This window comes from Curtobacterium sp. VKM Ac-2922, from assembly GCF_022815645.1.
In the GTDB taxonomy this organism is placed as follows: Bacteria; Actinomycetota; Actinomycetes; order Actinomycetales; family Microbacteriaceae; genus Curtobacterium.
Map to the genome: position 1 here is coordinate 149,160 of NZ_JALGRO010000005.1, position 12,414 is coordinate 161,573.

Sequence of the window (12,414 nt, forward strand, 5' to 3'; positions counted from 1 at the left end):
CGTTCCCGGCCCCGCCTGTGCTTCCGGACGCACGCGCGGTACCATCGGACGAACGCGGACTTCCGCTGGGCGCATCGATGACGATCCGCTGACGGCGACCAGTTCCAGAATCAAGGAGTCATGATGCTCGGAAACCTCACCGGTCTGCACCTGCTGATCATCCTCGGGATCGTCATCCTGCTCTTCGGCGCCACCAAGCTGCCGGCCCTGGCCAAGGGCCTCGGCCAGTCGATCAACATCTTCAAGAAGGAGATGGACACCGACGACAAGAAGGCCAAGGGCACGGACGGCACCGTCCAGAACACCACGGCCGAGCCGACCACCCCTGCTGCGCAGCAGGTCCCGGTCGTCAACCCCGGACCCTCGGTCCAGCCGAACACCACCGACCACCGGAGCTGATCCGGTCCCGCCCCGTTGCTGAAGCCCCCGTGGTCCCACACGGGGGCTTCGTCGTGTCCGGCGCGGGTGCGATGACGAGCGGCGCGACACCCCGGCCCGCCCCGCCGCGCAGGCGCATGATGAGCAGGTGACCACCCACCCCGCGCCACTGCGCGACGACCGCCGTACCGTGCTCGTCGTCGCGATCCTGGCGTCCTTCGTCGTGGGGTTGGACTCGAGCGTGGTGAACGTGGCGCTCCCGGCGATCAAGACCGAGCTCGGCGGCGGACTCGTCGTGCAGCAGTGGACGGTGGACGCGTACCTGGTCACCCTCGGTTCGCTGATCCTGGTCGCCGGCTCGCTGTCGGACCTGTTCGGTCGCGTCCGGATCGTCACGTGGGGGCTCGTGGTGTTCGGGGTCGCCTCGGTGCTCTGCGCGATCGCACCCACGGGCGTCGTGCTCATCGTCGCCCGGGCACTGCAGGGCGTCGGCGGCGCACTCGTCACCCCGAGCGCGTTGGCACTGATCGTCGCGGCCTACCGGGGCGCGGCGCAGGCCAAGGCCATCGGGTCGTGGACGGCGTGGTCGAGCGCTGCGGTGATCGTCGGCCCGGTGGTCGGCGGGCTGATCGTGGACGGGATCGGGTGGCGGTGGATCTTCGTGCTGACGGCGGTCCCGATCGCGGTGACGATCGTGCTGGTGCGCCGGATCTCGGGCGACGTGGTGGCGGGGCACCGTCCCCCGGTCGACGTCGTCGGCGCGGTGCTCGCGGTGCTCGGTGTGGGTGGTGTCGTGCTCGGGCTCATCGAGCAGGAGCGGCTCGGGTGGGGAGCCCCGGCGGTGGTCGCGGCGCTGGTCGTCGGTGGCGTGGCGCTCGTCGCGTTCGTGCCCTGGGAGCTGCGTGTGATGCGGGGAACCGGTGCGCCGCTCGTCCCGCTCGGGCTGTTCCGGGCGCGCAACTTCGCGGTCGGCAACCTGGCCACGCTGTCGATCTACGGCGCGCTCGGGATGGTGTTCTTCGTGGTGACGCTGTTCCTGCAGGAGATCTGGCGCTTCCCGGCCTGGCTGGCGGGCCTGGCGACCCTGCCGCCGACGGTCATGCTGCTGCTGCTCTCGACCACGGTCGGGTCGCTCGCCGGGCGGTACGGTCCACGGTGGTTCATGGCGGCGGGTCCGGCGATCGCGGCGGTCGGCGCGCTCGTGCTGCTGCTGGCGGGAGACGACCCCGCTGCCTACTGGTGGTCGGTGCTGCCGGGGCTGGTGCTGATCGGGGCGGGGATCGCGACCATGGTGACCCCGCTCACGAGTGCCGTGCTGGGATCGGTGCCGCAGTCCGAGGCCGGCGCGGGATCGGCCGTCAACAACGCCGTCGCGCGCATCGCCGGACTGGTGACGGTGGCCCTGGCCGGGGTCGTCCTGGGCGGCGGTGTCAGTGTGGGCGGCCTGCACCGGGCGATGCTCGTGATGGCCGTGCTGCTGGCGGCCGGCGCCGTGGTCAGCGCGCTCGGGATCCGGAATCCGACCACGCGATCCTGAGTTGAGTGCAGTAGACTCAAGTTCAGATCCGACGCAAGGAAAGGACAGAACGCATGGCGAACCTCCAGGGCGCTCCTGACTCTGCCGAGCGGCAGAAGACCGCCCTCGAGCAGTACGGCGTCGACCTGACGGCGATCGCACGGAGCGGCAAGCTCGACCCCGTGATCGGCCGTGACGCCGAGATCCGGCGCGTGTCGCAGGTGCTGACGCGCCGCACCAAGAACAACCCCGTGCTCATCGGCGAGCCCGGCGTGGGCAAGACCGCGGTCGTCGAGGGACTCGCGCAGCGCATCGTCGCCGGCGACGTCGCCGACTCGCTCAAGGACAAGCGGCTGGTGTCGCTCGACATCTCGGCGCTCATCGCGGGTGCGAAGTACCGCGGCGAGTTCGAGGAGCGGCTGAAGGACGTCCTCAAGGAGATCAACGAGTCCGACGGCCAGGTGATCACGTTCATCGACGAGCTGCACACGCTGATGGGCGCCGGCGGGGGCGAGGGATCCGTCGCCGCGTCGAACATGCTCAAGCCGATGCTGGCGCGCGGTGAACTCCGCCTGATCGGTGCGACCACGCTCGACGAGTACCGCCAGTACATCGAGAAGGACGCGGCGCTCGAGCGGCGCTTCCAGCAGGTGTACGTGGGCGAACCCAGCGTCGAGGACGCCATCGCGATCCTGCGCGGGCTCAAGGAACGGTACGAAGCGCACCACAAGGTCACCATCAACGACTCCGCGCTCGTGGCCGCGGCGAGCCTGTCGAACCGGTACATCTCCGGCCGCCAGTTGCCCGACAAGGCGATCGACCTGATCGACGAGGCCGCGTCGCGCCTGCGGATGGAGATCGACTCCAGCCCGGTCGAGATCGACGAGCTCAAGCGGAACGTCGACCGACTGCGGGTCGAGGAGTTCGCGCTCAAGCAGGAGAAGGACGACGCGTCCAAGGCCCGGCTCGAGACCCTGCGCGGGGAACTCCGCTCGCGCGAGGAACGCCTGGGCGTGCTCGAGGAACGGTGGCAGGCCGAACGGGCCTCGCTCAACCGGATCGGTGAGCTCAAGCAACAGCTCGACGACCTGAACATGCGCTCGCAGCGGGCCCAGCGCGAAGCCGACTACGCCACGGTGTCGCGGCTGGAGTACGGCGAGAAGCCCCGGATCGAGGCCGAGCTCGCCGCCGCCGAACAGGCCGAGGGCGCCGACCGGATGGTGAACGACAGCGTCACCGACGAGGACATCGCCGCCGTCATCGCGCAGTGGACGGGCATCCCGCTCGGGCGACTGCTGCAGGGCGAGACCGAGAAGCTCCTGCACCTGGAGACCGAGCTCGGCCGCCGGATCATCGGGCAGCGCACCGCCGTCAGCACCGTCTCCGAAGCCGTCCGCCGCACCCGCGCGGGCATCTCGGACCCGGATCGACCGACCGGGTCGTTCCTGTTCCTCGGCCCGACCGGTGTCGGCAAGACCGAGCTCGCCAAGGCGCTCGCCGAGTTCCTGTTCGACGACGAGAAGGCCCTGGTCCGCATCGACATGAGCGAGTACGGCGAGAAGCACTCCGTCGCACGCCTGATCGGTGCTCCGCCCGGGTACATCGGGTACGAGGCCGGCGGGCAGCTCACCGAAGCGGTCCGGCGTCGTCCGTACTCGGTGATCCTGCTGGACGAGGTCGAGAAGGCACACCCCGAGGTCTTCGACGTGCTGCTGCAGGTGCTGGACGACGGGCGACTGACCGACGGCCAGGGCCGCACGGTCGACTTCCGGAACACGATCATGGTGCTGACCTCGAACCTCGGCTCGCAGTTCATGACCGACATGTCGATCACGGCCGACCAGCGCGAGGAAGCCGTGCGGGACCTCGTGCAGCAGGCCTTCCGTCCGGAGTTCGTCAACCGGCTCGACGACATCGTGGTGTTCCAGGCGCTGACGGCCGAGGACCTCGGCCAGATCGTCTCGCTGTACGTCGACCGGCTGGCCCGCCGGCTGTCCGACCGTCGGCTCGAGCTCGCGGTCACGCCGCAGGCACGCCAGTGGCTGGCGGAACGCGGCTACGACCCGGTCTACGGCGCCCGCCCCTTGCGTCGCCTCATGCAGCGGCAGATCGACGACCACCTGGCGCGGGCGATCCTGGCCGGAGACGTGCGTGACGGCGACACGGTGCGGGTGGACGTCGCCGAGGGCGGTGACGGCCTGACGGTCGAGCCGTTCGAACTGGCCGAGATCGTCGAGGAGTAGTGCAGCACGCACAGCAGGCCCGGTGCTGGTCCGACGGACCGGCACCGGGCCTGCTGTGCATCGCCCAGAGCGCGAAACGTCGACGAAACGCCGGACCGGGAAGGCTCGGCACATGGACCACCTGACGATCGACACCGTTCCCCTGGCCACCGTCTCCGCCCCGACGGGGGCCGTCACCGCGTTCGTCGTCCGGGTCGACGAGCGATCGGGGTCGGTGACCCTCGACTCAGCCCCAGCACAGTGACATGTCGTGTACTACCGGTGTGCGAGTTCTGGTGGTGGACGACGAGACGACCCTGGCCGACCTCATCGCGCGGGGGCTGTCACGGCAGGACATGGCGGTCGACGTCGCCTACCGCGGCGACACCGCCGACGAGATGCTCGCGGTCAACGACTACGACGTCGTGGTGCTCGACCGTGACGTCCCCGGTGTGCACGGTGACGAGATCGCGCGGCGTCTGGCGGCACACGGCAGCCTGACGCGCATCCTGATGCTCACGGCCGCGGCGACACTGACCGACCGGGTGCACGGGCTGGAACTCGGCGCCGACGACTACCTGGCGAAGCCCTTCGAGTACCCGGAGCTCGTCGCGCGCGTGCGGGCCCTCGGGCGCCGCAGCACCGCACCCGTCGCGCCCGTGCTCGAACGCGGCGGCATCGTGCTCGACACCAACCGCCGCATGGTGACGCGCGACGGCCGACCGCTCGACCTGACGGCGAAGGAGCTCGGCGTGCTCGAGACCCTGCTGCGCGCCGACGGCCGGATCGTGTCGAGCGAGGAACTGCTCGAGAAGGTCTGGGACATGAACATCGACCCGTTCACCGCCGCCGTGCGGGTGACGATGTCCAAGCTGCGCCGGAAGCTCGGCGACCCCGACCCGATCCGGACCGTGCCGGGCGCCGGCTACGCGGTGTGAGGCGCTCCTGGAGCATCCGGGTCCGGACGGCGCTGTTGTTCGCCGTGGCCTCGATGGCACTGACCACGGCGGTGCTGGTGTTCGTCAACGTCGCGTCGCAGCAGTCCTTCACGCGGGTGTTCCAACGCGAGGGGACGGCGTCGGCTCCAGCATCGGTGGACCCTGCTCCGCCGGCTGCTCCCGCTGCTCCGGGGTGGGCCGCGGCGACCGCGCTGCCCATGACGAGCGGACCCGCCCCGCAGCCCGCCGAGGGGACGATCGTGTCGACGGTCTCCACCCTGCAGTGGCAGTGGTCCGCGATCGGCATCGTCGCCGCGGGGGCGCTCGCCGGTGGTGTCGGGTGGCTGGTCACACGGCGGGTCCTGCGGCCGATCGACCGGATCACCCGGGCGGCGACCCGCATCTCGGCGTCGAACCTGCACGAGCGCATCGCCCTCGACGGACCCGACGACGAACTCCGACGGCTCTCGGGCACCGTCGACGCCCTGCTCGCGCGGCTGGAGACGGCGTTCGAGAGCCAGCGACGGTTCGTCGCCCAGGCATCGCACGAACTCCGGACGCCGCTGGCCGTCCAGCGCGCGGCACTGCAGATCGGCCTGCCCGACGACGCGACCCCCGATGAGATCGCCGTCGCACGTGGACAGCTGCTCGACCACAACCGTCGCACCGAGCACCTGGTGGAGAGCCTGCTGGTGCTGGCACAGGCCGAACGCGGGATCTCGGTACCCCGCGAAGCGCTCGACCTGCCCGCGATCGTCGACCAGGTGACCACGGCGGTGCGGGCCGAGCGTGCCGGTGGCGCGCGCGTGGTCTGCGTGACGCGGGGCGAGCCTCCCGTCGGTCTGACCGGCGAACCGACGCTCGTGCGCCAGGTCGTGACCAACCTGGTCGACAACGCGCTCGAGTACAACGTGCCCGACGGCATCGTCCGGGTGACGGTCGAGCGCAGTGGACTCGTCGTCGAGAACACCGGACCGACCGTGTCGGACGACGCGGTCGGCGCCCTGACGGAGCCCTTCCGGCGGAACGGTGTGGACGGCACGCGTCGGCACAGCGGGCTCGGCCTGTCGATCGTGCAGGCCGTGGTCCGTGCCCACGGGTGGACGCTGGCGATCACGCCGCGACCCGGCGGCGGACTCGTCGTGCGCGTCGGTGTTTCGCCGATGTGACCTGACGGGTACCCGGGACGAAACAGCGGTTCCGCTGTGCTGGGTGCATGCACACCAGTTCACGAACGAAGACCCTCCGCGCCCAGATCGTGGCGCTCACTGCCGCTGCCCTGCTGCTGCCTGCCGTCCTGGCCGGATGCAGCTCGTCACCCGACGGCTCTGCCAGCGGTGCGCCGAGTGCCGGCGCCGGATCCGCGGACCGCGCCGCGTCGAAGACGGCGGCGTGCATGCGCGCCAAGGGCTACGACATGGCGGACCCGTCTGCAGGCAAGTTCTCGGTCGGCCGGCCGGACGGCGTCGACCCGGCCCAGTGGGACGCAGACTTCGCCGCGTGCGCCGGGACCGGCGGACACGCTGCACCGGGCACCGCGACGGGCGACGACTCCGAGTTCCCCGACCAGGACCTGGTCCGCCGGGCGAAGAAGGTCGCTGCCTGCCTGCGCGAGCACGGGTACGAGGACTTCCCGGACTCCCTCGACGCTCAGGCCACCTACCAGGTCCCCGGCGACCCCGACGCGTTCGACGAAGCCGGCACGGCCTGCGGGCGCGACTTCGCACCGGCGACCAGGTCCGGAGCGGGGTCGTGAGGCGGGTGGCCGCGCGCCGGACCGCCATCGCAGGCGTCTGTCTGGTCGTGGTGCTCGGGGCCGGTGTCGGCACCTGGGCCGTGCTCGACCCGGCGGCGTCCCGCGCCGACACGACGAGCGCCCCGCGCCACCACCCCACCGCAGCGGTGGAGCGGGGCGACCTGGTCGACACGAAGACCTTCGCCGGGTCGCTCGGCTACGGTGCCCCGTCCTCGGTGCCGGGCGCTGCGACGGGCACGCTCACGTGGCTGCCGGCGCCGGGCCAGGTGATCCACCAGGACGAACCCCTGTACGCGGTCGACGAGCACCCGGTCCGCGCGATGCACGGGACCACCCCGCTGTGGCGGACCTTGGCACCCGGTGCCCGCGGGGCCGACGTGCAGCAGCTCAACCAGGACCTCGCTGCGCTGGGGTACGACGTCGCCGTCGACGACGTCTTCGGACGCCGGACCGCGGCGGCCGTCAAGCGCTGGCAGCACGACCGCCGGATGCCGGTGACCGGGGTGGTGACGGCGGACGACATCGCCTTCGTCCCGGGCGACGTCCGGGTCGACGCCGTGACCGGGGTGCTCGGGCAGCCGGCCGGTGGCGACGTCCTGCGCGTCACGAGCACGGCACGCGTCGTCCGGGCGACGGTGGCCCAGCGCGAGGCCGAGCGCCTGGCGGTGGGCACGGCCGTCCGGGTCCGGGTCAACGGCACGGGCGCGGCGATGGACGGCACCGTCGTCGACGCGGTCCCGACCACCGGCAAGGACGGCACCGCGTCCGTCGACGTCACGGTCGGCTTCGACCCCGGGGACCGCACACTGCCGGCCGCGGCCTCGGCGCAGGTCGAGGCCCAGGGGCAGCGGGAGACCGACGTGCTCACCGTCCCCGTGGCGGCGCTCGTCGCCGGTGCCGGGTCCGGCGGCGGGTACGCGGTCGAGGTGGTGCGCCGCGACGGGACCACGAAGCGTGTTCCGGTGCAGGCGGGCTTCGTCGCCAGTGGCAAGGTCGCCGTCACGGGTGCGCTGCACGCCGGCGACCGGGTCGTGGTGCCGTCGTGAGCGTGCTGTCGGTGCGCGACGTCACGAAGACCTACGGCGACGTCGGTGCCCTGCGCGGGGTCTCGCTCGAGATCGACCACGGCGAGCTCGTCGCCGTCGTCGGGCCGTCCGGCTCGGGGAAGTCGACGATGCTCAACATCGTGGGCACCCTCGACCGTCCGACCGCGGGCACCGTGACGATCGCCGGCAACGACGTCGACACGATGACGGACGACGCGCTCTCGCAGTTGCGTGCCGAGCACGTCGGCTTCGTGTTCCAGCACTTCCACCTGCAGTCCGGGGCCACCGCGGCCGAGAACGTCGCCGACGGCCTGCTCTACGCCGGGGTCCCGCGTCGCCAGCGCCGTCTCCGGGCGGTCGCTGCGCTCGAGCGCGTCGGCCTGGGGCACCGCGTCGACCACCGACCGGACCAGCTCTCGGGTGGCGAGAAGCAACGCGTCGCCATCGCCCGGGCGATCGTCGGCGACCCGAGCATCCTGCTCGCCGACGAGCCGACCGGTGCGCTCGACTCGGTGTCGGGGGCCGCGGTCCTGGCGCTGCTCCGCGAACTCAACGACGGCGGCACCACCGTGCTCGTCATCACCCACGACCTGGAGCTGGCGGCGTCCCTGCCCCGCCGGGTGCGCATGCGCGACGGACTGGTGGAGCACGACGACGCCCGGCAGCCGCTCGGGAGCGCACGGTGAACGCCGGCGACCTGTTCCGGCTCGGCGTGTTCGGGTTGCGCACCCGGCCGACCCGCGTCGTCCTGTCCGCCCTCGGCATCGCGATCGGCATCGCGGCGATGATCGCGGTCGTCGGGATCTCGTCGTCGAGCAAGGCCGCACTCGACCGCGTGCTGGACCAGCTGGGCACGAACGTGCTCACCGTCACCCCGGCACAGGGGTTCGGGGAACGACCGCCGTTGCCGGACACCGCCGTGGCCTCGGCGCTCCGGCAGGACGACGTCCTCGGGGCCGCCGGGGTCGGCACCGTGCCGGGCGGCTCGGCGTACCGCAACGACCACGTCCCGACCGCCGAGACGAAGGGCATCGGCGTGACGGGGGCGTGGGGCGACGTCCCCGCGGTCCTCGGCGGCACGGTCGCCTCGGGTCGGTGGCTCGACACGGCCCCGACCGCGCTGCCGCAGGTCGTCCTCGGGGCGAGCGCCGCCGCGAACCTCGGCATCGACCACGTGGACGCCGACGCGCGGGTCTGGATCGACGGACGGTGGGTGCAGGTCGTGGGCGTCCTCGATCCGATCGCGCTCGCCGCGGACCTGGACAACCAGGTGTTCGTCCCGCGCGGGCTGGCCGCCACACTCGGGTTCGACGGTCACCCGACGGCGGTCTACACGCGGGTGGACCCGGACCGCGTCGCCGACGCACGCGGGGTCCTGGCCGACGCGATCAGCCCCGGACACGCACAGGACGTCGGGGTCACCCGGCCGTCGGACGCGCTCGCCGCGAAGAACGCCACGGACGAGTCCTTCACGGGGCTGTTGGTCGGGATCGGCGGTGTCGCGCTGCTGGTCGGTGGCATCGGGGTGGCGAACACGATGGTCATCACCGTGCTGGAACGTCGCGCCGAGATCGGGGTGCGGCGGGCGCTGGGTGCGCGGCGCCGGAACATCCGTGACCAGTTCCTGGTCGAGTCGCTGCTGCTGTCGTTCGTGGGGGGCATCGCGGGCGTGGTGATCGGGCTCGGGGTGACGGTCGCCTTCGCGGTCGGACAGGGGTGGCCGGTCGCGGTCCCGCTGTGGGCGGTCGGCGGCGGCCTCGGCGCGACCGTCGTGATCGGCGGGGTCGCCGGGCTCTGGCCGGCGGCCCGCGCCGCGCGCATCCCCCCGACGAGCGCGCTGGCCGCGGTCTGAGGACACGACGCGGTCAGCCGGGAGGCCCGGTGCCGGTCCCTGGGACCGCACCGGGCCCGGGGGCCTAGCGTCCGGTGCATGCCGGAGATCCGAGCGCTGAGGCGCATGACCGATGCCATCGAGGACGCCAGCGTCCTGGACAAGGCCGTGGCCTTCGACCGGGCCGTCGTCCGTGCGACCGCCAGGCCGCGAGCCCTGCGGCAGCTGCTGCACGGAGTGCCCTTCGGGCACCCGATCCACCCGCTGATGGTGCAGGTGCCCCTGGGCACGTGGATCTCGGCCGCGGTGCTCGACCTGCTGGGCGGGAAGGGCAACGCGAAGGCCGCGACGACCCTGGTCGGCGTCGGCCTGGCGTCGGCGGGCAGCGCGTCGGTGGCCGGCTACGTCGACTGGGCCGAGCTCGGGACGAAACAGCTGCGCACCGGGTGGGTGCACCAGGCGGTCAACTGGGTCGGCATCTCGTTGTACGGACTGTCCTGGGCGCAGCGGCGGGCCGGGAACCACGGCGCCGGCAAGGTGCTCGGGTTCGCCGGGCTGGCCGTCGTCGGTGTCGGGGGGTACCTGGGCGGACACCTGGCCTACCGGCAGCGTGCCGGTGTCAGCGCGGCCGGCGAGGTGCCGTTCGACGGGATCCACTGACGACCCGTCGCGGGTCGACGGACCGTCCGTGGGCGCGGGGCTCAGGGACCGGCCGGACGGGCGGGTCCGAGCACGGGTGCCAGCGCGTCGGCGAGCCGCGGTTCGAGCGCACGGGCCATGGTGTCCGTCAGGTGGTTCGCGTCGCGGTAGATCAGGACGTTCCAGAGCACCGGAGCGCAGACGTCGCGGCAGATCCAGGGCAGGGGGTCGATCCAGGTCACGCCGGTGCGCGCGGCGACCTCGGCCTGTGCCGTCGTCCGCGCCGTGTCGACGAGCGTGTCGCGGGGCGCGGCGCACCGCCCGACGTCGTGCAGCGCGGCGGACAGACACCGGTCGGGCGTCTCGTCCCAGAACGGGGTGTCGCCGACGAGCACCACTGCGGCCCCGGACGCCCGGAGGTCGTGGATCGTGTGTTCGAGTGCGTGTCCCCACCCCGCGGCGTCGGTGTCCGCCGCGTACGAGTTCGCGGCGTTCGCCAGGACAACGACGTCGGGTCGCATCGCGGTGATGCGGCGGAGTGCGTCCCGCCGCCACAGGTCGCACTCGCGGTAGGTCCGGCCGAGTTCGACGGACGACACGGTCAGGTCGACACTCGGGCACGACGACTTCGTCATCGTCACCAGGGCTGCGTGCTGCCGGTCGGCCACGGTCGTCAGGGGGGACGCCCACTGCGCCGCGTGCGAGTCGCCGAACAGCACCATCGTCCGCGCGCCCGCGCCGGTCCGGCATGCCCGGGTCGTGACCGCGTCGAAGTCCGCGTGACATCCGGACGCGTACAGTCTGGGCACGTCGTCCGTCGCGGATGCCAGTGACGGCGTCAGGTTCCGTGGCACCGCCGGTGGCGCCCACGGCCCGCCGAGGACACGGGCAGCACTGGCAGTGGGTGCGACCGTCGTGGTGTGCAGGACCGGCAGCGCGGTCGCGGGTACGACGGCGACGGCCACCGCGGCGACGACGGCCACCAGGACGACGGGCCTGGTGCGTGTCCGACGTGCCCAGGCCGAGACCCGCACCTCGAACACCGCGTGCCCGGCCCAGGCGAGCACGACGGCGGCTGCGAGCGCCGCGGCGGTCTCGAGGGGCGTGAGTGGTCGCCCCACGGCGGTGGCCGCGAGCACGAGCGCGGGCCAGTGCCACAGGTACAGCGAGTACGACCGGTCCCCGATCCACCGCATCGGCCGGGTCGACAGCAGCTGCCGCACCGGGTCGTCAGCCGGGCCGGGGACGACGAGCAGGAGCGCGCCGACCACCGGCACGAGCGTGAGCGGTCCGGGGAACGGGGTGGACCCGTCGAACACGACGAACGACACGGCGACCAGCCCGATGCCGAGCAGTCCGGACCACCGCCACAGCACGTGCGCGGGGACTGCTGCGCGACGGCGGGCCCGTGCGAGGACGACCGCGGCAACGGCCCCGACCCCGAGCTCCCAGGCGCGGCTGTGGGGACCGAAGAACGCCCACGGGCCGCTCGCCGACGTCTGTGCGACCATCGCGACGAAGCTCACGGTGCACAGGGCGGCGGTCACGACGAGCAGTCGTCGGCGGAGGGCCGGCACCGCCAGGATCCCCGCCACTACGAGCGCCCATCCGAGGTAGAACTGCTCTTCGACCCCGAGGGACCAGAACTGCTGGAACGGACCGGCGACGTGGTCGGCGAGGTAGTCGGTGCCGGTCCGTGCGAGCTGCAGGTTCTCGGCCCCGACCAGCGCCGCGATCGCCTGCACCCGGATGCCGATGCGGTCCAGGGGCGGCGCGACCAGGAACGCCACGAGGACGGTCGCCGCCACGGTCGCGGTCGCTGCCGGCGCCAGGCGCGCCACACGGTTGCGGAAGAAGTGTCCCAGGCGGACGCGCCCGTGGGTGGCCCGGTCGCGCAGCAGGTTCCCGGTGATCAGGAAGCCGGAGATCACGAAGAACACGTCGACACCGACGAAGCCCCCGGTGACGCCGGGAACCCCCGCGTGGAAGGCGAGCACACCGAGCACGGCGACCGCGCGGAGACCCTGGACGTCGCGTCGGCGCGCGGGTTCGGGAGACTGGGACATGAAATAACAATATCAGGTGCCA

12 protein-coding genes are annotated in these 12,414 nt (G+C 72.4%); 11 read left to right on the top strand and 1 reads right to left on the bottom strand.

Annotated features, from left to right (window positions below; all coding sequences use genetic code 11):
• Positions 1–120 precede the first annotated feature (120 nt).
• From tatA to MT346_RS07935, 11 genes are all read left to right on the top strand, one after another.
• The gene (tatA, locus tag MT346_RS07890) at positions 121–399 is read left to right on the top strand and encodes a twin-arginine translocase TatA/TatE family subunit (protein WP_374202516.1); all 279 of its coding nucleotides are present in this window, start codon (positions 121–123) and stop codon (positions 397–399) included.
• A gap of 127 nt (positions 400–526) precedes the next feature.
• On the top strand, positions 527–1,915 hold the full coding sequence (locus tag MT346_RS07895; RefSeq protein ID WP_243562277.1) for an MFS transporter: 1,389 nt from the start codon (positions 527–529) through the stop codon (positions 1,913–1,915).
• 53 nt (positions 1,916–1,968) lie between these two features.
• A complete protein-coding gene (locus MT346_RS07900) occupies positions 1,969–4,137 on the top strand; it encodes an ATP-dependent Clp protease ATP-binding subunit (protein ID WP_243562279.1) in 2,169 nt (722 codons plus the stop codon).
• Between the two features lie 112 nt (positions 4,138–4,249).
• Positions 4,250–4,381, top strand: coding sequence for a hypothetical protein (locus MT346_RS18025; protein WP_279396828.1), 132 nt, complete (start codon positions 4,250–4,252; stop codon positions 4,379–4,381).
• 19 nt (positions 4,382–4,400) lie between these two features.
• The gene (locus MT346_RS07905) at positions 4,401–5,054 is read left to right on the top strand and encodes a response regulator transcription factor (protein ID WP_243562280.1); all 654 of its coding nucleotides are present in this window, start codon (positions 4,401–4,403) and stop codon (positions 5,052–5,054) included.
• Complete coding sequence (locus tag MT346_RS07910) at positions 5,051–6,223, top strand: HAMP domain-containing sensor histidine kinase (protein ID WP_243562281.1); 1,173 nt, start codon at positions 5,051–5,053, stop codon at positions 6,221–6,223. The genes MT346_RS07905 and MT346_RS07910 overlap by 4 nt, the downstream gene beginning before the upstream one ends.
• 47 nt (positions 6,224–6,270) lie before the next feature.
• On the top strand, positions 6,271–6,810 hold the full coding sequence (locus MT346_RS07915) for a hypothetical protein (RefSeq protein ID WP_243562283.1): 540 nt from the start codon (positions 6,271–6,273) through the stop codon (positions 6,808–6,810).
• A complete protein-coding gene (locus MT346_RS07920; protein ID WP_243562285.1) occupies positions 6,807–7,856 on the top strand; it encodes a peptidoglycan-binding protein in 1,050 nt (349 codons plus the stop codon). Before MT346_RS07915 ends, MT346_RS07920 begins: the two co-directional genes overlap by 4 nt.
• Before the next feature lie 11 nt (positions 7,857–7,867).
• Positions 7,868–8,542, top strand: coding sequence for an ABC transporter ATP-binding protein (locus tag MT346_RS07925; protein ID WP_243562287.1), 675 nt, complete (start codon positions 7,868–7,870; stop codon positions 8,540–8,542).
• Positions 8,539–9,708: an ABC transporter permease gene (locus MT346_RS07930; protein WP_243562288.1), complete on the top strand. Its 1,170-nt coding sequence runs from the start codon at positions 8,539–8,541 to the stop codon at positions 9,706–9,708. Before MT346_RS07925 ends, MT346_RS07930 begins: the two co-directional genes overlap by 4 nt.
• 78 nt (positions 9,709–9,786) lie before the next feature.
• The gene (locus tag MT346_RS07935; RefSeq protein WP_243562290.1) at positions 9,787–10,347 is read left to right on the top strand and encodes a DUF2231 domain-containing protein; all 561 of its coding nucleotides are present in this window, start codon (positions 9,787–9,789) and stop codon (positions 10,345–10,347) included.
• Between the two features lie 41 nt (positions 10,348–10,388).
• On the opposite strand, the gene MT346_RS07940 is transcribed toward MT346_RS07935, so the two are convergent.
• Positions 10,389–12,392, bottom strand: a complete 2,004-nt coding sequence (locus MT346_RS07940) for an acyltransferase family protein (RefSeq protein WP_243562294.1) — start codon at positions 12,390–12,392, stop codon at positions 10,389–10,391.
• Positions 12,393–12,414: the final 22 nt, after the last annotated feature.

What these genes read in the sequence shown, in the direction of transcription:
- MT346_RS07915 (WP_243562283.1), top strand. Translation starts at nt 6,271, where the DNA reads ATGCACACCAGTTCACGAACGAAGACCCTCCGCGCCCAGATCGTGGCG.
- MT346_RS07900 (WP_243562279.1), top strand. Translation starts at nt 1,969, where the DNA reads ATGGCGAACCTCCAGGGCGCTCCTGACTCTGCCGAGCGGCAGAAGACC.
- MT346_RS18025 (WP_279396828.1), top strand. Translation starts at nt 4,250, where the DNA reads ATGGACCACCTGACGATCGACACCGTTCCCCTGGCCACCGTCTCCGCC.
- tatA (WP_374202516.1), top strand. Translation starts at nt 121, where the DNA reads ATGATGCTCGGAAACCTCACCGGTCTGCACCTGCTGATCATCCTCGGG.
- MT346_RS07935 (WP_243562290.1), top strand. Translation starts at nt 9,787, where the DNA reads ATGCCGGAGATCCGAGCGCTGAGGCGCATGACCGATGCCATCGAGGAC.
- MT346_RS07940 (WP_243562294.1), bottom strand. Translation starts at nt 12,392, where the DNA reads ATGTCCCAGTCTCCCGAACCCGCGCGCCGACGCGACGTCCAGGGTCTC.